Annotated in this window: 17 protein-coding genes; 10 read left to right on the plus strand and 7 right to left on the minus strand. The window is 41.2% G+C overall.

Annotation, left to right across the window (positions count from 1 at the left end; translation table 11 throughout):
- The first annotated feature begins 403 nt into the window (after nt 1–403).
- A complete protein-coding gene (locus H6G41_RS00980) occupies nt 404–1,915 on the plus strand; it encodes a GUN4 domain-containing protein (RefSeq protein ID WP_190742763.1) in 1,512 nt (503 codons plus the stop codon).
- Nucleotides 1,916–1,947: 32 nt separating this feature from the next.
- Here the strand turns inward: H6G41_RS00980 and pdxA are convergent, their stop codons facing one another.
- Nucleotides 1,948–3,048, minus strand: a complete 1,101-nt coding sequence (pdxA, locus tag H6G41_RS00985; protein WP_190742765.1) for a 4-hydroxythreonine-4-phosphate dehydrogenase PdxA — start codon at nt 3,046–3,048, stop codon at nt 1,948–1,950.
- A 445-nt stretch (nt 3,049–3,493) separates the two neighbouring features.
- Between pdxA and H6G41_RS00990 the strand changes: the two genes are divergently transcribed.
- The 6 genes from H6G41_RS00990 to H6G41_RS01015 all read left to right on the plus strand — a co-directional run bounded on the left by H6G41_RS00990 (nt 3,494) and on the right by H6G41_RS01015 (nt 8,471).
- Nucleotides 3,494–3,601 carry a PetM family cytochrome b6-f complex subunit 7 gene (locus tag H6G41_RS00990; protein ID WP_190742767.1) on the plus strand — a complete coding sequence of 36 codons (108 nt, stop codon included), beginning with the start codon at nt 3,494–3,496 and terminating at the stop codon, nt 3,599–3,601.
- A 192-nt stretch (nt 3,602–3,793) separates the two neighbouring features.
- Nucleotides 3,794–4,816, plus strand: coding sequence for an SDR family oxidoreductase (locus tag H6G41_RS00995; RefSeq protein WP_190742769.1), 1,023 nt, complete (start codon nt 3,794–3,796; stop codon nt 4,814–4,816).
- A 210-nt stretch (nt 4,817–5,026) separates the two neighbouring features.
- Complete coding sequence (locus tag H6G41_RS01000) at nt 5,027–5,944, plus strand: NAD(+) kinase (RefSeq protein ID WP_190742771.1); 918 nt, start codon at nt 5,027–5,029, stop codon at nt 5,942–5,944.
- A 372-nt stretch (nt 5,945–6,316) separates the two neighbouring features.
- A complete protein-coding gene (gene nblR, locus H6G41_RS01005) occupies nt 6,317–7,003 on the plus strand; it encodes a response regulator transcription factor NblR (RefSeq protein ID WP_190742772.1) in 687 nt (228 codons plus the stop codon).
- Nucleotides 7,004–7,224: 221 nt separating this feature from the next.
- Nucleotides 7,225–7,734, plus strand: coding sequence for a DUF192 domain-containing protein (locus H6G41_RS01010; RefSeq protein ID WP_190742885.1), 510 nt, complete (start codon nt 7,225–7,227; stop codon nt 7,732–7,734).
- Between the two features lie 509 nt (nt 7,735–8,243).
- Nucleotides 8,244–8,471: a DUF2949 domain-containing protein gene (locus H6G41_RS01015; protein ID WP_073640658.1), complete on the plus strand. Its 228-nt coding sequence runs from the start codon at nt 8,244–8,246 to the stop codon at nt 8,469–8,471.
- 410 nt (nt 8,472–8,881) lie between these two features.
- Here the strand turns inward: H6G41_RS01015 and H6G41_RS01020 are convergent, their stop codons facing one another.
- From H6G41_RS01020 to lpdA, 3 genes are all read right to left on the minus strand, one after another.
- Nucleotides 8,882–9,130: a DUF5340 domain-containing protein gene (locus H6G41_RS01020; protein ID WP_096645299.1), complete on the minus strand. Its 249-nt coding sequence runs from the start codon at nt 9,128–9,130 to the stop codon at nt 8,882–8,884.
- Nucleotides 9,131–9,251: 121 nt separating this feature from the next.
- A complete protein-coding gene (gene trpC, locus H6G41_RS01025) occupies nt 9,252–10,142 on the minus strand; it encodes an indole-3-glycerol phosphate synthase TrpC (protein WP_190742774.1) in 891 nt (296 codons plus the stop codon).
- 88 nt (nt 10,143–10,230) lie between these two features.
- Nucleotides 10,231–11,661 carry a dihydrolipoyl dehydrogenase gene (gene lpdA, locus H6G41_RS01030; protein WP_190742776.1) on the minus strand — a complete coding sequence of 477 codons (1,431 nt, stop codon included), beginning with the start codon at nt 11,659–11,661 and terminating at the stop codon, nt 10,231–10,233.
- A gap of 312 nt (nt 11,662–11,973) precedes the next feature.
- Between lpdA and H6G41_RS01035 the strand changes: the two genes are divergently transcribed.
- Nucleotides 11,974–13,749, plus strand: coding sequence for an SWIM zinc finger domain-containing protein (locus tag H6G41_RS01035; protein ID WP_190742778.1), 1,776 nt, complete (start codon nt 11,974–11,976; stop codon nt 13,747–13,749).
- A gap of 36 nt (nt 13,750–13,785) precedes the next feature.
- Here H6G41_RS01035 and H6G41_RS01040 read toward each other — a convergent pair whose 3' ends face one another.
- Nucleotides 13,786–14,796, minus strand: a complete 1,011-nt coding sequence (locus H6G41_RS01040; protein ID WP_374939401.1) for a DUF389 domain-containing protein — start codon at nt 14,794–14,796, stop codon at nt 13,786–13,788.
- Between the two features lie 126 nt (nt 14,797–14,922).
- Between H6G41_RS01040 and H6G41_RS01045 the strand changes: the two genes are divergently transcribed.
- Nucleotides 14,923–16,482 (plus strand): cation:proton antiporter, encoded by a 1,560-nt coding sequence (locus H6G41_RS01045; protein WP_190742887.1) that lies wholly within the window; start codon nt 14,923–14,925, stop codon nt 16,480–16,482.
- A gap of 174 nt (nt 16,483–16,656) precedes the next feature.
- Here H6G41_RS01045 and dxr read toward each other — a convergent pair whose 3' ends face one another.
- Together dxr and H6G41_RS01055 are read right to left on the minus strand one after the other, a co-directional pair.
- Nucleotides 16,657–17,853 carry a 1-deoxy-D-xylulose-5-phosphate reductoisomerase gene (gene dxr, locus H6G41_RS01050; RefSeq protein WP_190630206.1) on the minus strand — a complete coding sequence of 399 codons (1,197 nt, stop codon included), beginning with the start codon at nt 17,851–17,853 and terminating at the stop codon, nt 16,657–16,659.
- A 176-nt stretch (nt 17,854–18,029) separates the two neighbouring features.
- Complete coding sequence (locus H6G41_RS01055; RefSeq protein WP_190742782.1) at nt 18,030–19,520, minus strand: mannosyltransferase; 1,491 nt, start codon at nt 19,518–19,520, stop codon at nt 18,030–18,032.
- 214 nt (nt 19,521–19,734) lie between these two features.
- Here H6G41_RS01055 and H6G41_RS01060 point away from each other — a divergent pair, with 214 nt between their 5' ends.
- Nucleotides 19,735–20,901 (plus strand): hypothetical protein, encoded by a 1,167-nt coding sequence (locus H6G41_RS01060; protein WP_190742784.1) that lies wholly within the window; start codon nt 19,735–19,737, stop codon nt 20,899–20,901.
- Nucleotides 20,902–20,914: the final 13 nt, after the last annotated feature.

A 20,914-nucleotide genomic window follows, 5' to 3' on the forward strand; every position in this document is an offset into this window, starting at 1 on the left:
ATCATTACCTGATGGCTGATGTTTTCCCAACTAGCTAAGGGTTAGTTTATTGATCGCATAATTTCCTAGAGATTGCTGTTGTTGCTCTCAATCTCGGTTTACAGCTAACATGACCCAAATTTCCCGTTAATCTGCCATTAATCAACGTCGCTGATTGTTTGCTCTACTGACATTCAGTAGGGTGTATGTAAAATATATCAGGTTTTAGTCCGGAAACATTTAACTAATTGCCGTAGAAAGAGTTGTTTGTCTGATATATGTAGCAGGAAATACAAAGTATTCCTATTCCCAACCTTAAGATTTGTAATGATTGGTTAGGGTGGAATCACTTTCAGGAAAATTCCTGAGATTACTGGATTAGGATGGGCAAACTCTACTTGTAGTGGCAATAACATAAACTGAGATGGTGAAAAACTGGGCGTTGGTTATTGGTATTAATCATTACAACTTCTTGCAACCGCTCAAATATGCGCAGCGGGATGCAGAGTTGATGCAGAATTTGCTTCACAATGAAATAGGTTTTGAGCGAGTTTTCTTATTTGCGGATGACTCACCCAGTCTTAGTGGTGAACAGATTCATCTCGATCGCCCTAACTTATTACAATTCATCCAAAAGTTATTTGAGCAACCTTTCTTAGAACCAGAAGATAACTTCTGGTTTTTCTTTAGCGGTCATGGAATGGTACATGCTCAACAAGATTACCTCATGTTGGCTGATGGTAATCCAGATGATATAGAAAATACGGGAATTTCTTTGCAATATCTTACAGAATACCTGGGTAATTCTGGCTGTGACCATATTGTAATGATGTTAGATGCTTGCCGCCAGCAGCAGGGGCAAAATAATGCCGGATTTGGACAACAAACACAACAGCTAGCACAACAAACCGGAATCATCAGTATATTATCTTGTAGTCCTGATGAATGTTCTTCAGAAATCGATGCACTCCAACAAGGTGCGTTTACCCATGCAATCCTCGAAGCTTTAGGAATTCAAGGACAATGCGCCACAGTGAAACGTTTGCACCAATATCTCAACTTCCGCGTGCCAGAATTGTTGACCCATTATAAGTATCCCTTGCAAACGCCCCAAATCAATAGCCAGGCGATCGCTCAATCGCAACGGGTTATCGTCAACAAGTATGCAAATTTACAAGAAATCAATAATCAGTATTTACATTTACTTACTACAGAAGTTACTCATAGTCATGAATTAGCTAAATTAGAGCAACTCTGGATGCGGACAGATACAGTAGAAAATATTGCCAGTAAACACAATATTAATACTGCTGTTAGCCTGGCTCAACATTTAGGAGGTAGCGGCTTGACGGCGCAATCTCCTGTTTATGTTTCTCCTGTAAATACAATCCCACAACCCCAACATCAGTCAACAGCCACAATTCCCGAACCAGCTATTGATTACCTCAATTCAGAACGCAAAGTCAACTACCAGCGATTATCTCAATTACTCGCTGCTGGTGATTGGAAAGCCGCAGAACGGGAAACCGTCACCCTGATGCTCAAACTGGCGCGGCGAGAAAAAGCCGGCTGGCTAGATATTGAAGCCATTAACAAATTTCCCTACAGCGACCTTTGTATTATTGACCAACTTTGGGTTAAATATAGCCAAGGACGTTTTGGATTTAGCGTGCAAAAGCGCATTTGGGAAAGTATTGGCGGTAAACCTGATGCTGATTATCAGACATGGGGTAAATTTTGCGATCGCATCGGCTGGCGCGTCGATAATCAATGGCGATTCTACTCTGACCTCAATTTTACAGATAATGCACCAGAAGGTCACTTCCCCGCCGCCGCTAATGTAAATTTACTCACGGTGCATCAAGGTTGGGTAATCGGTTTATTTGGTTGTTTGGTAGGATTTTCGGCTCTTAATGCACGATTAGCCCATTATTAGTAATATAGCAAACAGCGATCGCCTATCCCAGTTTAATTGCGATTGGCGATCGCGCGATCGCCCAATCTTTGCCTCACTAACTCTGCGCCTAACTCAATTGCAGCTTTCATACTGGTAGCATCAGCAATCCCTTTGCCCGCAATATCAAAAGCCGTACCATGATCCGGTGAAGTTCTAACAAAAGGAAGACCAATAGTAGTATTGACAGCTCGATCAAAAGCCATCAATTTCACCGGAATTAAACCTTGGTCGTGGTAAAGTGCTAAATAACCATCAGCCGGATTTTGGCTGTGACCGTTGCCATACCAAGCTTGACCAGGCTTTACCCACATCGTATCAGGTGGAATTGGCCCTTCTAGCTGCCAATGGGGACGGTTTTGACGCTCTTGTTCTAACCAGGGAATTAACCAATCAATTTCTTCTGTTCCCAATTGTCCCTGTTCGCCACTGTGGGGATTTAAACCCGCGATCGCAATTTTGCCATTTTTGATCCCAAAATCTTGTTTTAAACAATCCACGAGCAAATCCAGCTTCTTAGTTAATAATTGCGGTGTCAGGGTTTGAGATACTTGACAAAGTGGGATATGTGTGGTTGCGAGCAAAGTACGCAGCGTCCAATTAGTATAAGGCGATCGCGCCACAAATAACATCCCGAATCGCTCCACACCAGATTTTTGGGCTAAAAGTTCCGTTTGTCCGGGATAATCATACCCCGCAGCCTTCCAAGCCGATTTAGCGATAGGAGCCGTAACAATACCATCAAATTTACCAGCTAGGGTTTGGGCGATCGCATATTCCATATAAGCAAAACTCGCCGCACCACTCGCTCGATTTCCGGTACCAATGATAATTTCATCTTGAATATCTGCTGGTAATGGCACATCAATCACAGATAAATCCGCTGGATTTGCCAATGTTATGCGATCGTCCACAGCCAAGTTTGTGTAAATTTTGTTCAATAAATCTAAACTACCGATTACCTTCACATCAAAATTTTGCTGCAAATCTGGATCTGCCAAAGCCTTTAAAATCACCTCAGTCCCGATTCCCGCCGGATCTCCTAATGTCAGCGCCAACCTTGGGCGTTTATGAGAACCCGAATTAATTATCTGATGTTGATTAACTTGGTACATAAAATTACTTAATAGTTTTGTCTAACATCTAAATTACCTAGTTGCTTGAAACCCAATCGCCATAGACACAACTTCCAAAAAACTATCAAGAATATTCCCCTTCCCTGCTCCCTGCTCCCTGCCCCCTGTCCAACAATAGGGTTTGACCACCAAACTGGTTTAAAATTATTTACACTGGTCTAATCCAACAGAGGCTGTTTAAGAAGCTCCTGACAGACCTAGTTTACCTTTCCTGGCTCAGGCAATTGGTAAACGCACAAATTAAATACCTGATTTTTTGGCTTAGCGAACATCAGATTAGCGTCATCAAGCCTAATCCATGCAGCCAAGCAAAAAACAGGTAAGCTAAAGGCTAACCTTTAGCAACCGCCGCGATCAACTGAATGTAAGCAGGTTGAACGGCAGTAAGTATCAAATCAATCATTCGCTAAGGAGAATCACACCAATGGGTGGCGAAATTTTGAATACAGCTTTGTTGGCCTTCAGTTTAATCTTCGTGGGTTGGGCCATAGGTGCTTTATTACTGAAAATTCAGGGTGCAGAAGAAGAATAACTCTGCTAACTAATAAAATTTTCAGCAGCCAGAGCCTGTCATCTCTCTGGCGACATAGCTTGTCCGGTTTTCGGACAAAGCTTTTTTTACAAGTAAACTTGTATTAATTCTGAAAATAAATGTAAACTTTTGTTTAGTTGATGATTCTGTTAAAATTTCTGTCATATAAATTAAAAAATTGTTACAACCCTCATGACATTATTAATCGTCGGTGCCACTGGCACCTTAGGAAGACAAGTGGCTCGTCGTGCTATCGATGAGGGGTATAAGGTACGCTGTCTTGTCCGGAGTACTAAAAAAGCGGCTTTTCTCAAAGAATGGGGTGCAGAACTCGTATTAGGAGATTTATGTTACCCGCAAACCCTAACAGGAGCACTCGAAGGAGTCACCGCAGTAATTGATGCAGCGACATCTCGCCCCACAGATTCACTGAGCATCAAACAAGTGGATTGGGATGGCAAAGTCAACTTAATTCAAGCAGCCAAGGCGGCTGGTGTAGAGCGCTTTATTTTCTTTTCCATACTAGAAGCCGATAAATATCCCGAAGTACCCTTAATGGAAATTAAGCGGTGTACAGAACTGTTTTTAGCAGAGTCTGGTTTAAACTACACCATCTTACGCCTAGCTGGCTTTATGCAAGGGTTAATCGGTCAATATGGAATTCCGATTTTAGAAAATCAACCGGTGTGGGTAACTGGTGAATCTTCACCCGTAGCTTACATGGATACTCTGGACATTGCTAAATTTGCCATTAAGGCATTGAATGTAGCAGAAACCCAAAAGCAAACCTTCCCCGTAGTCGGTACTCGTGCTTGGAGTGCAGAAGAAATCATTAGAGTCTGCGAACGCCTCTCTGGCAAAGAAGCAAGAATCACCCGGATGCCAATCAATTTACTACGGGCTGTGCGGCGTTTCCTGAGATTTTTCCAATGGGGATGGAATGTAGCCGACAGACTAGCATTTACAGAAGTATTAGCCAGCGGTAAACCCTTAAATGCCTCAATGGATGAGGTATACCAAGTTTTCGGGTTAGATCCTCAACAAACCACTACCCTAGAAAGCTACCTGCAAGAGTACTTCAGCCGAATTATGAAAAAACTTAAAGAGCTAGACTACGAAAAAAATAAAACCAAAAAGCAAAAGTCTAATAAAAAATCACCATTTAAACAGCCTGCGAAAATTAATAGTCAAGAATCAGGGGTTAATGGTCAATAGTCAATGGGCATTGGGCATTGGGCATTGGGAAGAAAAACTCCCCACACTCCCCATATCCCCCTTGTCTCTCTTGTCCCCCGGTCTTTGGTCAATAGTTTTGACTATTGACTCTTGACTTTGGACTTTTGACTCCAAACACATGACTACGTTGTCAAAAATGTGTAAGGATTAGCATAATACAGAGCGTCGCCTAAACTTGGATATTTGAATGTGCCGAAAGCAGGCATTATCTACAATGACCTTAAACCGATAGCGAGTCGCATCGCTATCGAACTCAAAGACCAGCTAACCGCTGCCGGTTGGAATGTATGCGTCACAACTAGTATCGGTGGCATATTGGGCTACTCTAATCCAGAAAGTCCTGTATGTCACACCCCACTCAACGGTCTTACACCACCAGGGTTTGACTCCGAGATGGAATTTGCTGTGGTTTTAGGAGGAGACGGAACTGTTTTAGCCGCGTCTCGCCAAGTAGCCCCCTGTGGAATTCCCCTGTTAACGGTGAATACCGGTCACATGGGCTTTTTGACGGAAGCTTACCTCAATCAACTGCCGCAAGCAATCGAACAGGTGATGACGGGTAAGTATGAAATTGAAGAGCGAGCCATGCTCACCGTCAAAGTGCTACGGGGAGAGTCGGTGCTTTGGGAAGCACTCTGTCTCAATGAAATGGTACTTCATCGAGAACCATTGACCTCTATGTGCCATTTTGAAATTGCCGTAGGGCGTCATGCACCGGTTGACATTGCTGCGGATGGTGTAATTGTTTCCACACCTACTGGTTCTACCGCTTATTCTTTAAGTGCTGGTGGCCCAGTCGTCACTCCTGGCGTACCCGTGTTGCAACTTGTACCCATTTGTCCCCATTCCCTAGCTTCTAGGGCTTTAGTGTTTCCCGACACCGAACCAGTCAACATCTACCCAGTCAATATACCCCGGCTGGTAATGGTCGTAGATGGTAATGGAGGATGTTATGTTTTCCCAGAGGATCGGGTACATTTAGAGCGATCGCAATATAGTGTCCGATTTATTCGCCTCCAACCACCAGAATTCTTTCGGATTTTACGAGAAAAGTTGGGTTGGGGTTTACCCCATATTGCCAAACCCACTTCGGTAGAATTACCTTAGATAGTCATTAGTCATTCTTACAAAATTCTGATCGCCGGCTTCCGGCGCTCAGACTTTGCGCTTATTCATTGGTCATTAGTCCAAAACTGACTTATGGCTTGTGGCTTGTGATTTTTTTTGGTGATTTCCTTCCAGATTTGAATTATGAATGGTGAATTATGAATGATGAAATTACCTAAAAAATAAATTTAGGGAACAAGAATCAGAATTCTTCGCCATATTGTCTGTGTATAGATAATTAGGTGTAGCAGTTACGGAAAGTGCCATTAGCTTTCCGCTTTTGTGCCTATTAATAATAGAGGTATGTACCAAATTTATTGAGAATTCATTATTCATAATTCATTATTCATAATTCAACGTTGCAATATTTATATGACATCTGCTCATAGTCCTTGTGTTTTAGTCATTGAAACCGATGAAAGCCTAGCTAACCAGCTTTCTTTTGATTTACAAGAGGCGGGCTACGATTCGATTTTGGCCCATGATGCCATTAGTGGTTTACAATACAGTCGCGATCGCCAACCAGCTTTAATTGTGCTCGATCGGATGTTAGCAGGCGAATCAGGACTTTCACTGTGTAAAAATCTCAGAAATGCTGGTATGTGCTCCCCTGTACTAGTACTCATGGCAAGAGATACAGTTGACGATCGCGTCGCTTGTTTAGAAGCTGGAGCTGATGACTATATTCTTAAGCCTTACCGTTCAGAAGACTTTTTAAAGCTAATTCGTCTCTATTTAAAACCCGATGTAGACACCACAGAACAGTTACGCTTTGGAGAATTGGTTTTAGATATAGGTACCCGTCGCGCCATCTACAACGGACGCATCATTGACTTAACCATGAAAGAATTTGAACTTCTCAAGTTCTTAATGGAACATCCCCGGGAAGTATTAACCCGGGAACAAATTCTGGAAAATGTTTGGGGTTACGACTTTATGGGCGAGTCAAACGTCATAGAAGTCTATATTCGCTACCTGCGCCTGAAAATTGAAGAAGAAGGGCAAAAACGGCTAATTCAAACAGTACGTGGCGTAGGTTACGTATTAAGAGAATCTTAAAATCTCAGGATTCACCAAGATTACAGCCCAATTATGTGACAGTCCCACCCTTAAACAAGGTGGGATTGTTGATTGAAATTGAAGATGAGGAAGCTGACTGTTGACTGTTGACTGTGATTATTGAGCTAATCGAAATGTTTTGACTATTAACTCAATGCCCAATGCCCAATACCCCATTTTCACAGTACAATCGAAATCCAAATCACAAAATTGGTAACTTTATGTTGCGCGGACTAAGTTTATTTTCAATTTTACTGAGTGTGTTGCTCATGGGTTGTTCTCCACCAACTACAGCTAAACCACCTACTAATACATCCGGATCTCAAACTTTAACACCAGTAGCTGCTGGGCAAAGACTGCCGCTTTCCGCTGAAGCTATTGTTCCCAATGGCACCAAGATTCAGTTAGAAGTGGCACAGACACCCAAGCAGCAAGAGATAGGCTTGATGAATCGGACATCTTTACCAGATAACCAGGGGATGTTGTTCAAATTTCCCTCACCACAGCCAGCTCGCTTCTGGATGAAGAATACTCTCATTCCCTTAGATATGATTTTTCTGCACAATGGCGTTGTTAAATATATCCAAATTTCTGCTCCTCCTTGTACAGGCGATCCTTGCCCTACTTATGGCCCAGATACACCTATTGATACCGTAATTGAACTACGCTCTGGCAGAAGCTCAGAATTGGGATTAAGAGTTGGCGATCGTATCAAAATTAATCCTCTGTAACCGGATTATTACTTAGTTACATATAATTAGTGACTTTTTTAACCGATTATGAAATCTTAATAAAGATTGGAAATGTAAAAAATATTACGTCCTATAGTATAATATGCTCTCAAAAAGAGACTATTGAAAATATCGCCAAACATCGGGAAACCTTATGTCTCCAGGATAGAATCAGAGCTTTCAGGTTTATACTTCAAAGATCTTCCTTTTGGTGCAAGTGTAAATAGTCGCAGATCAGAGATTATAAGCTAAGGAATTTTTGTTACTCCATGTGTAATTAAAAAATAAGATACTACCTTGACTAAAATTAAAACTGATTTGACCTGAGAAAGTGCTACTTCAGCATATATCAAGCAAGTAGACTGGAAGTTTAAAATTTCACATTCCTAGTATCAGGGCAATTTCTTTAAAGTAAATTTAGACAAAATTTGCTGTGGCATTTCAGTATTAATGTCATAGTGACAGATAAGATACTGGCTACTGGTTACGGAGAATTGGTGAACTGATATATGACAATACACTCTGCACAAGGAGGTGAGATACAAATGTCACCATCGAAGTATTCTCGACTGATTCATTTTTTGCAAGAAGATTTGGCAATTTCTACGGCTTCTTTAGCTGTAGCCTTACGACATCGTGAGCAAGATCCAGGCCCTTTGCCAATGATTCTTTGGCAGTATGGTTTGATTACTCTTGAGCAACTGGAACAAATTTATGATTGGTTGGAGACAGCATAGATTATGAACGGCTCGTTTAGGAGAATTGAGATATGTCAAATCCGCTATGTCTGTTACCACAGCTTATAGATCGGGAAACGAATTCTTATATTGCCTATTTGTGGAAATTAAAATCAAAAAAGCGAGTTGACTTTTCAACTCGCTTTTTTGATTCGTTACAGATTTTAAGTCATGAAATTGTAGCTTAGATAACAATTTTTACTCTACATATTGACTGAGAATTATTTTGATATTTTGAGAAATATAGCTGTAGTCCAATATATTAGGACATTTTGAAAACTTGAATGCTAACAATAGCAATAGTTTTTACCTTCTACCTTCTGCCTCCTGTCTTTTGCTATAGATATATTTTGTATGCAAAGATAACTGTATTCAGGTGAAGAATACAGTGGGGGAAGATATCCAGAGTTTTATTCGGGAGCAACAGCTTTTTCTGTTTGGTGGTTGATTGACCAACGATAGTCAATCGGTACAGAAGAAAACTGGCAAATCTCTTCCAGGTGCTTTTGTTGGACAGCTGCTTTACGCAGAGTAATAATTAGCTGATTCACCTGATGACGCAAATCCGGGTTTTGACTTACTGCTGACATTGTTTGTCTTTCTAAAAGTTGCAGTATGAGTTCGTAGTGGATAGGTGAAGGCAGAGGAATTTGCTCCATGAAGTTAATTTGCTTTTTCAAATAGGGGATTTTGGGAGAAGCGAAGATTTTTGGCATTAATTAAATTGTTACATATGCAACCAGTATTTGCTAAACCCTGAGATAGATTAAGTGATAAAAGCTATAAAGATTTAGCAAAGAGATTGGTAATAGCTAACTGTGGATCTGGTTGTTTGACCAAAGACTCACCGATGAGTACGGCGGATGCACCTGCGGTTGATACTAAATTCAAATCCTCTGCTGTATGTAATCCTGACTCACTGACAACTAAGATGTTCCGTGCTTGCAACTGCTGACCTCTGGTTGCGAGTAATTGACAAGTGGTTTGTAGGTCTACAGAAAAATCTTCTAAATTGCGATTGTTAATTCCTACTAAAGTTACGCCATCTAAGGCTAACACACGGTCAAGTTCTTCGAGACTATGAACTTCAATTAAAGCTGCCATTTTCAGAGAATTGGCAATTTTGACGAAGTAATGCAAATATTGGTCGCTAAGTATAGCGGCGATCAATAAAACTGCATCTGCCCCTCGAATCCGTGCCAAATACATCTGATAGGGATAGATGATAAAATCTTTACACAATAATGGTAAGTCTACGACGCTACGAACCTTGGCTAAATTATCAAAACTGCCTTGAAAGAATTTCTCATCTGTAAGTACAGACAAGCAACTAGCACCACCTTGTTGATAAGAAAGCGCGATCGCAATTGGGTCAAAATCTTCCCGTAAAACCCCCTTACTTGGTGAAGCTTTTTTTACTTCCGCAATTAACGCTGGTTTTGTCTTCCCTTGTTTTAACGCCCCCACAAAATCACAGGTAGGTGCAGCGGTGAGTACTTGCTTTTGCAATTCCCTTAAAGGCACTCTTTCGCGCATTTTCTCAACTTCTATTTCTTTATGCCAGACAATTTCTTCCAAAATATTATTTGGCTCTGCGCCTGGAACGGCCACCTGATAACTTAAATAGGAAATAGAAACAGGTTTACTCGGTGCGACACGACGGATTTGCATAATAGTCAGTGGTCAGTGGTCAGTGGTCAGTGGTCATTAATCATTTGTCCCTGTGAATTTACCAAGGACAAATGACAAAGAACAAAAATTAATGAACGATCGCTCTCTTATAAGCTTCATCCAGGACTTCGGAAAGTGTAGGATGGGCGTGTACTAAATGAGCGAGGGTGTTTACCGATTGGCGTTGAGCAATGGCGGCTGAGGCTTCATGGATGATGTCTGAGGCGTGTAGTCCAAAAATGTGGACGCCTAAGACTTCTCCGGTATCTTTGCGATATATCACCTTGGCAATCCCGTCGGCTTCGTTTTCTGCCAAGGCTTTAGAATTCCCTTTGAAATAACTCTTGCTCGTAGCTATTTCAAAACCTTTCGCTGCACCTAGTTCTTTGGCGGCTGTTTCTGTTAAGCCGACATAGCTTACTTCTGGATGGGTAAAGGCAGCTGCGGGAATGCTGAGATAATCTACCTCACGCGGTCTACCAACGATATTTTCGACAGCAACAATACCTTGGGCAGATGCAGCATGAGCTAGCATCATTTTGCCGTTAGCATCGCCAATTGCCCAAAGATGAGGAACAACTTCTCCACCAGATAATACCGCCATGCTGTCATTGACTGGGATGAAATTGCGGCGGTCGAGTTCTACACCCACAGATTCTAAACCGAGATTTTTGGTAGCTGGGATGCGTCCAGTGGCGACTAGACAAGCATCTACCTCAATTACTTCTAAATCTTCTTTGGTTTTAAAATCAGCTAACTCAATGACCACTGGCGAACCAGGGATGACTCGTTTGGCGTAGATACCAACTTTTGTTTCAATATCGCGGGGGGTAATCAACACCCGTTCGGCTAGTTTGGCGATATCGCGGTCAAATCCTGGCATTAATTGATCCAGGGCTTCAATCATCGTGATTTCGCAGCCTAAAGCCGAGTAAATATCCGAGAATTCTAAACCAATGTAACCACTGCCAATAATTGCTACCCAATTAGGTAGCGATTCTAACTTGACACCTTGGTCGCTAGTAAATACAGTTTTGCCATCTACTTCAATACCTGGAGGAACAAAAGGCACTGAACCAGGAGACAAAATAATGTCTTTGGCGGTGATAGTTTTGTCACCACTATCACTAGTAATAGTTACCTTTTGCGTACCGGCTAACTTTGCCCAACCTCTGATGATATCAACACCTAGACGCTTGAGGCTATTGGTTAAATCGCCTTGGATTTTATTTACAAGATTGGTAGCATGATTAGCGATCGCTTGGCGATCGAACTCCACATTCCCAATTTGAATTCCTAAGGACTTGAGATGGTGGGTATTCCGTAACTCCCGCACACGTCCCGAAGCTGCCAACAGCGCTTTCGAGGGAATACAGCCCCGGTTAACACAGGTTCCCCCCATATCAGCTGCTTCCACAATCGCTGTTTTCAAGCCGCAACTTACGGCGTGTAGGGCTGCTCCATGTCCACCTACACCAGCGCCTATAATGACTAAATCGTAATCGTATCCCTGACTCACGTTAGTTTCCCCGTGTGCTCCGCCTATTTATTCTCAACTTGACTAGCAATCAGTGCAACCCCCCTTGAGGTTCGGGAGTTGCTAATTTCAAATTATGATTTACGCTAGCAGGCAAAGGGACTGAATATCTTCAGTATCCTATTCAAACTTGTATACTCGCTGTATTTTATACTTAAATGGGGCATTGGGCATGAGGCATGGGGCATTGGAAACAATTTTGGATCCCAATCTAAAATCCAAAATCCAAAATCTAAAATTCCTTGTCCCCTCTGCTCCCTCTGCTCCCTCTGCTCCCTCATCCCCCACCTTCAGATGTTAATTCCTAAGTTAAGTGAATTTACAATCCGCCGGAATGCTAGCGCCAAATCGTTTCAACGAGGTGAGGCTTACTATGAGGCGGATGCGGTGCTATCTCTGACTCAACGCGGTAATCTACTGCAAGCGGAAGTAGATGGTAATGAGCCTCATCCTTATCAAGTTGGACTGAGTTTTAATAGTGGGGGATTAACCTCAGTTAAATGTAGTTGTCCTTTTGATGGCGATGGCTGGTGTAAACATATTGTGGCTACCATGCTGGTTTGTATGCGTCAGCCAGAAATGATAGAGGAACGTCCTACTTTAGAAGAACTTCTGAATCGTCTGGATCATCAGCAAACCCAAAGGTTAGTACAGCAGTTGGTAGTGGAATATCCCAGATTGATTGAGGCTATCGATCGCCATGTCAACTGGATTACTTATACTCCTGTCAAACATGACAACGTCAAACCTTTACGCCACTATAGTCTCGATTCTAAACCCTTTGCCCAAAGAGTGCGCCAAATTCTCCGCGATGCTGTGCGTGCTTGGGAAGATGGTGATGATGACGATGCGATTACTGAAGAAATACTCAATCTCGTGCAAGCGGCGGTAGATTTGTGCGCCCAAGGGGATGGGAAAAATGCGATCGCAATTTTAGCAGCGATTACTTCTAGTTGTGTGGACAATTGGGATGATGTGGCTGATTATGGTTCCGATCATGATGAAATTCTTCCAGAATTAAATGCAGCTTGGTGCGAAGCTATTCTCACAGCGGAACTTACCCCAGAAGAAAAAGTTGATTTACAAGTTAATTTGGAAACATGGCAAGATCAGTGGGATGCTGATTTTGGCCTTGCTTCCGAAGCTTTACGTCAAGGTTGGGATTACCCACTGTTAGTGCAAGTATTGCAAGGTGATATCCCAGAAATGGGAGTATGGGAAGATGATATCCCCGACTACGCCGATGATTTAGCCTTAATTCGCCTGAAAATTCTCGAACGACAAGAACGTTATCAAGAATACTTATATTTAGCCGCAGCCGAAGGACAAACCGAACAATATTTAACCATGCTGGGACGTTTGGGCAGAGTAGACGAAGCTATAATCGCTGCTCAATCTCAGATGAATACAATGGAAGAAGCCTTTGCTTTAGGAAAAACCCTCAAAGAGCAAAATTCATGGTTAGAGGCATTAGAAATTGCTCAAATTGGCTTAAATTTACCAGGAAATTGTCAGTACGACCTAGCAATATGGACAACTGATTTAGCAATAGAATTAAATAATCAACCAGCTGCTTTATCTGCACTGATAGCTGCTTTTCACATTCAACCATCATTGGTTAGCTATCAAAAAATCGCCGAATTAGCTGGGGAAGAATGGGCGATTGTCAAACCAGATCTATTGCAAATTCTCCGCACCTTTGGCGGTTGGGGAACAGAAGCAGCCAAAGTAGATATATTTTTACAAGAAGGCTTAATTGAAGATGCGATCGCCATTGTCAACGAAATGGGTTCCTACCATGCCGATTTAATTTATCGTGTCATGGATGTGGCAATTTCCCAAAAGCCAGGTTGGGTGATTGCTAATGCTCGTCACCGCGCCGAATTAATTATGGAAGCGGGGAAAGCAGAATATTATAATACGGCAGTTGAATGGTTAAAAAAAGCCCGTGCTGCTTATTTAGAAGCGGGACGGAAAGCAGATTGGGATAGTTATAAAGCCAAGTTAATCCAAGAGCATGGGCGTAAGCGGAAATTGATGGGTTTGATTAAGGAAAAGGGAATAGATTAGCCCTCAAGATCAGTAATTGACGGCTGATTGTGCCAATTATTGAGATTGATCATCTTGAGAGCGAATTTCTTCTACTTGACCTACTTCAAAAATTAAGGTGAAGCGTTGTCCCATTTGACTCTCAATAAAGTTTTCTAATAACTGCACTTGTCGGGGCGTGACTGGTTCCTGGGCGCGGACAATCAAACGGACTTCTGGCGGATTTGCTAACCAGTTGGTATTACTGTTGATTAAGCGTAAGCGTTGAAAGGTGACAGTTCGATTCAATAATGCGCTACGTAAGCTCATTTCTAATTGCCCTTGTCGTACCAGTCGAGCAAAGCTGACACCCAAAGGAATGAGCAAGACTGCGGTTAAAGCCAATGTCCAAAGTAGGGGGCGATGTGCCCGTGATAAAGATGTGTATCCTGCTACCAAGAATGTGAGCATACAGGATAAGGTAATGCCCAGTAAGTTAGTCAAATAAAGCAGGGTCGCCCCGATACTTAATGACCAATTTCCTTGCGCCAAGCCTAAACCAATCACACAGATGGGAGGCATGAGCGCCACTGCGATCGCAGTTCCCGCCACACTACCAGAAATTTTTGGCTGAACTTTAGCGTAGCCACTGATACCACCTGCTGCCACCGCAATTCCCAAATCTAATAGTGTCGGTCTGGAACGAGCTAGCACTTCACTACCGTAGCTAGGTATAGCCACCAACATCCCCAAGCTATAAGCCATGACTACAGCCAGGATTGTACCTACTACCACCGCAATAATCCCTTTGCGGAACAGAATTACATTCCCTTCCAAAGCGCCATAGGCTAACCCCCGGATAGGTAACATTAGGGGTGCAATAATCATGGCACCGATAATTACCGCACTACTGTTAGACAATAAACCAAAAGTAGCGATCGCACAGGAACCCACGATTAAAGTTATATAGGATGGGTCTAAGGTCGATTCCGCCAGCAAATCTGTTTGTATTTGTTGGATTTGCTCTGGTTGAGATCCTCGGCGACGGAAATTTTTAAAGCGGTCTCGAATGTTATTACCCAAGACCATCCTCCTTGATTTGTGAATTTTGACTTAATTTTGGCCTATTGGTTAATTAAAATCCTATATTTGGCTGATGTCATCTGGAAATAGTCAGATGCAGAGTAAGTACAAGACCTTAACAGGATTCTCTTTATCATGCTTGAACCAGCAATTGCGGAAGAAGTCATTGCGGCTAATATAAAGCAATTTCTCTTAGTACTTTCAGTCTCTTTAGGGGTAGCAACTTTACCACAAATATTTAGTTGGTTCCGCCATATTCCTTATACTTTACTCCTCGTAATTGTTGGATTAGGTTTGGCATTTGTTGATATTCGCTTAGTCAATCTGTCGCCAGAATTAATTTTGTTAATTTTTTTACCACCCTTATTATTTGAAGCCGCATGGAATTTGAAATGGTTGGACTTGAAGCGGGATTTTCTACCAATTTGCTTGTATGCGGTATTGGGAGTAGTTATTTCTATTGTTGGAGTGGTAATAGGTTTGAGTCAATTTGCTGGACTTTCATTAACTACAGCTTTGCTCATAGGCGCAAGTTTATCAGCTACTGATCCGGTTTCTGTGACTGCTTTGTTTCGAGAATTAGGCGTAGGTAGCAGGCTTGTCACCTTGATGGAAGGTGAAAGCTTATTTAATGATGGTATGGCAGTGGTTGCCTTTGGTGTTTTAGTTGCCTTACCTTTAGGAAATGTTCAATTAGAACTCCAGCCAATTTTGTTGCAACTGTTGACAGTTGTCGGTATTGGTGTAGCGGTGGGAGGTTTAATTGGTTTTGGGATTTCCTACCTCACCCAACGCTTCGATTTACCAATGGTAGAACAATCTCTCACCTTAGTTTCAGCTTACGGTACTTACCTAATTACAGAAGATTTGGGTGGTTCGGGAGTGATTGGAGTTGTCACCACAGGTTTGATTTTAGGTAACTTTGGTTCTCGGATTGGTATGAATCCCCGCACCAGAATTATAGTTTCTGAGTTTTGGGAATTTTTAGCTTTTTTTGTAAATTCAATCGTCTTTTTGTTGATTGGTGACCAAATTCACTTTACAGGTTTAGCAGAAAATTTACACATCATTGCTATTACAGTAGTAGCGATGATTTTCATGCGCTTAATTGCGATTTATCTACTTAGCAATTTAAGTATTAAGTTAACTAATTCAGAAATTTCTTTACCTGACCAAACTATTTTGTGGTGGGGTGGATTGCGTGGTTCAGTTTCTATTGCTTTGGCGTTGAGCGTACCGATAATACTACCAGAACGGGAAAAAATCATTGCTACAGTTTTTGGCGTGGTTTTATTTACTTTGTTATTCCAAGGATTAACTATTAAACCTTTGCTGCAAAAACTGAATCTTTTAGGCGATGCTTCTTTACGCGATCGCTATTTAGAATTGACTGCCCGTTATATAGCTTTAGAACGAGTACTGCAACACTTGCAAACAGATAGCCGTCCTGGTATCAATCTCGAATTTTACCGTTATCAAGAAGCACTAATTAAAGGTGAAATGGCAAATTTACAAATAGACATAGAAAAATTACAAAAGGAGTATCCAAATCTGCAAGACTTTACATTAGAACAGTTTCGCGAAGAACTTTTTGCGATTGAGGCAGATACTTATGCAGAATTTGTTAAATCTGGTCGATTAAGTAAAGACCTTGCGCCGATGCTTCAGGAAGTTTTGCAAAAAGGTCAATAGTTAATAGTCAACACTTCCCTGCAGGACGCTACGCGAACGACAGGCTCCCTTCGACAGGCTCCCTTCGACAGGCTCAGGGCATCGCAGTGCTGCCCAGTCAACAGTCAACAGTCAACAATCATTTGTCATCAAATTAAAACCCAACAAAAGCCAATATTTGTTGGGTTTATTTAACTATCTCAAGGAAATTACTTTGGCAGAACTGGCGAGATTTTCAGTTGCTTTTAAAACTTCTTGTCTTGCCCATTTATCGGCTGTCAAAATGTCATCTAAAGAGGGATTTTGTAAATTATCATTTTGATGGCGATCGCACACCCATTCAATACAACGGGGAATATCTAAAAAGCGAATTTTTTCTTCTAAAAATAAAGCCACTGCTTGCTCGTTGGCAGCATTTAATACAGCAGGCATAGAACCGCCAGCACGACCGGCTGCATAAGCTAGTTGCATACAAGGATACTTTTTATGGTCTGGTTCGCGGAAGGTTAAATTACCAGCTTTAACTAAATCTAAGCGTTCCCAGTCGGTGTAAATGCGATCGGGCCAAGATAAAGCATATAACAAAGGTAAGCGCATATCCGGCCAGCCGAGTTGAGCTAAAACTGACGTATCTTGCAATTCAATTAAGGAATGAATAATACTTTGGGGATGGATAACAATCTCAATTTTGTCATAATCCATACCAAAGAGAAAATGCGCTTCAATTACTTCCAAACCCTTATTCATTAAAGTTGCAGAATCTACAGTAATTTTACGCCCCATCGACCAATTAGGATGTTTCAGCGCATCTGCAACAGTAACTTCTGCTAATCTTTCTACTTCCCAATCTCGGAACGCACCGCCAGAAGCAGTTAGCAAAATCTTTCTTAATCCGCCTTTAGGTACACCTTGGAGACATTGAAAAATTGCGGAATGTTCGGAATCGGCTGGTAATAATTTAACGCCATGTTTTTCTACTAAAGGTAAAACTACAGGCCCCCCAGCAATGAGAGTTTCTTTATTTGCTAAAGCAATATCTTTACCAGCTTCAATAGCAGCGATGGTGGGGAGTAATCCCGCACAACCAACGATTCCAGTAACGACTGTTTCCGCTTCACCATAACGCGCAACTTCAATCACTCCTGCTTCACCAGCCAGAAGAATTGGTTGGGGATCGAGGTCTTTGATTGCTTCTTGCAGCGCTGACAATTTATCTTCTACACATATAGCTGCTATTTGCGGTCTAAATTGGCGAATTTGAGCAGCCAACATTTCTACATTGCTTCCTGCTGCTAATCCAACAATCCGAAATTGATCCGGGTACTGAGAGACAATATCTAAAGTCTGAGTACCAATAGAGCCGGTGGAACCAACAAGAGTAATCGCTTTCACAATTGTTTAATATTTACAGACAACTCTCACTATAAATTGCTGAGGTATCCTTCATCAAAGCAAATTTGAGAAACTAGCGATCGCATTTCTTTATCAATATATTCTAGAGGGCATGGCACTGCCATGCCCCTACTGTCGGATTATTTTTCAAATTGGTATAAGAATTATACTATTCTCTATCCGCCAGTTTGTTGAATCACTTGGTTAATACGATCGCTTCTGACTGGCTGACATTCACCTTCTCGCTGATAAATACAAGTATTTCCCCAGCACTGTTGCGATGAATAGCCTGGTTGCTGAATGGGGATGTTAGCAACCAGATAATTAAAGTTTTGTTTCTGTGTCTCAAATTCCTTGTTGTTTTCCATCAAAAACATTGGCACATCTTGATGTAGGTAAGTATAGCCGCCAGATAATGCCCAATGAATACCCCAAAGACCGACACCACAAACTGTTTTTTCCTGACTTAATTTTTGTAAAGCTTGCAAATTACCAGATTCTGCATTCCAGTGCGTCCATCCCCGATTGTTCCACAGCATTTGCCAGCTTAATTCTGTATAAAGATTAAATCTGCCAGCCAATACCGCAGAAGTGGAAGCCCAAAGTATTAAACATAACGATACTGCTACGAATTTTGCCTGATGCGATCGCCATTTTAACAGCCAGAATTTGACTATCTGTGAGGTTCCTAAGCCAGCTAACATCAAGATTAACGGCAAGGCGGTATAAATAAAACGGTATTCTTTATGTGCTGGGAGACTGTGAATTAAGATAACTGCGATCGCTAACCATGCCAAAATTGGACTCTGAAAACTACCGATAATTGCTAAAAGTGCGATCGGTACAATAAAAAAAGACCAGCTTTTCAACATGAATACGAAATATTCATACCAAGGAGAAACCCCATAAATATGGCTTCTTTTTTCAATAATATTAATCCAAAAATGTTTCCAAAAAGATTGAAAAGGGTAAGACCAAGTAAATGCATCCACCAGCCCAAAAATCAGTAAAGGGCCGATAATACCAGCCATCATAGTAATAGTTCTTTCTTGCCAATCTTTGCGCCAACAAATATATAACAATGCAACAGCTACAGCAGGTAGTAATTGAATTCGTAAACCTAAAGCGCACCCACACAAACAACCTGCTAAAAATAGACGAATTCGAGGCTGAAACCACTTTCCATGAACGCCAAGGTAAACGCCTGGGAGAAAAAGATGAGTGGCTACTACCTCATTAAAAGCCTTGGGTGCAAAGTAAACAAACTCATACCAAACGCTGCAAATACCCGCCGTGATAACAGCCGTTAATAAACCCCCTGTGCGATGTCCCCAAAGAAAAGCAACAACTATCGTCGTTAACGACAGCACAGACAAACAAATATTTACGCCAGTCACATAACCTGTAGAACCATCTCCCAGCCAAGCAGTCAGGCGCATAATCGCTGCTAACAGGGCAGGAAAAATCCACGATCTGATACCATCTCTATATTCCCAGGTAATTATCCCATGACCAAAAGCGAGGCGGTGTGCGGGTTCTTGAGTCTGGAATATTTCATCCGCCCAAAAAATATTGGGAAAAGCCAACGCGCAGCCAACGCGCAGCAGTAAGGCAAGTAAAATCAGAGTGCTACATAAGAGCGTGTTTAACTTCAATTTGCTATTCATTTGCTGCTGTATACAAAAATGTTATCCTGCTTGCGTCACGCTAAGTTAAGACCAAATCATGAATTGGGCGATCGCTCTAGAGTAATCTAAATTAATGGTCTAGTTTATGCTATTGTGCCTTTGAGCGTAGCTCTAGGTATTTTGCTATGCTATCCAAATTATCAGCCTGTATTAACAACAGATTTCTTAATTTCTGGATAACTGATTGACATTTATGGCGAAAACTTCCGAGAAAACATTATTAAAATCAATCAAATCTTGGTTAAATTATCCAGTTACCAAATATTTAATTGCAGGTATTATATTTGCTATATTCATCCGCTGGATTTGTGTTCCCAATAAATCAGTTGATTATAAATATTTTTTAGATCCTTGGTATGATTTTATCGCCTCTAATGGTGGGTTTAGCGCTTTAAAACATGGTTTTGCTGACTATACACCTGCCTATCTCTACTGGATTTTAATTGCCGCTACTCTACTTTCTGGCTTGCCCAAAATTCTGGCGATCAAGCTTTTTGCTATGTCGGTTGATTTTTTATGTGCTTTTTTAACTTACAAAATTGTCAGATTAAAATACCCAATAGGCAACATGCCAATACTAGCATTTCTGGCAATTATCTTAAGTCCAACTGTAATTTATAATAGTGCCTTGTGGGGTCAATGCGATGTTATTTATACGACTGGATTGATAGCCTGTGTTTATTTTTTATCTATTTATAAACAAATACCAGCACTAGTCAGTTTTGGTGTGGCGATTTCTTTTAAATTCCAAGCTATGTTTCTCTCACCCTTACTATTAATCATGGTGATAAAAAAGAGAATATCTTGGTATTTGTTACCGATAATTCCTTTAGTATATGTAGTTTTCATGCTCCCAGCTTGGTTTGCTGGTAGACCAATGAAAGATTTGCTTTTAGTTTACTTTAATCAAGCGAATAAATATAAGGAATTAGCGAAAAACTCTCCTAACCTTTATCAATGGATTCCGAATAATTTCTATAATATTGTTGTGCCGATTGGTTTAATTTTAACTGTAGCGGCAATGCTATTTTTAGCATATCGTGTTTATAAAAGTCGGCTAGAAATTACTCAAGATAGGCTGATACATTTGGCGACAATCTCTGTGTTGTTTATGCCATATATCTTGCCTAAAATGCATGAAAGATATTTCTATCCGGCTGATATCTTATCAATTATCTTTGCCTTTTACTTTCCCCAATATCGTTGGGTAGCAATATCAGTGCAAATGGCTTCATTCTTTAGCTATCTGGGAACTCATATATATATCCAAATTTTTTCTATACCTTTAGGTTTTACGCTTTGGTTTATTGTTCAAAATTGTGATACAATCTTTCCCAAATCAAAATCTAAAAATTATTGAAAATATTCATAAT

Origin of the sequence: Tolypothrix sp. FACHB-123, from assembly GCF_014697075.1 — a bacterium.
Lineage (GTDB): Bacteria > Cyanobacteriota > Cyanobacteriia > Cyanobacteriales > Nostocaceae > Aulosira.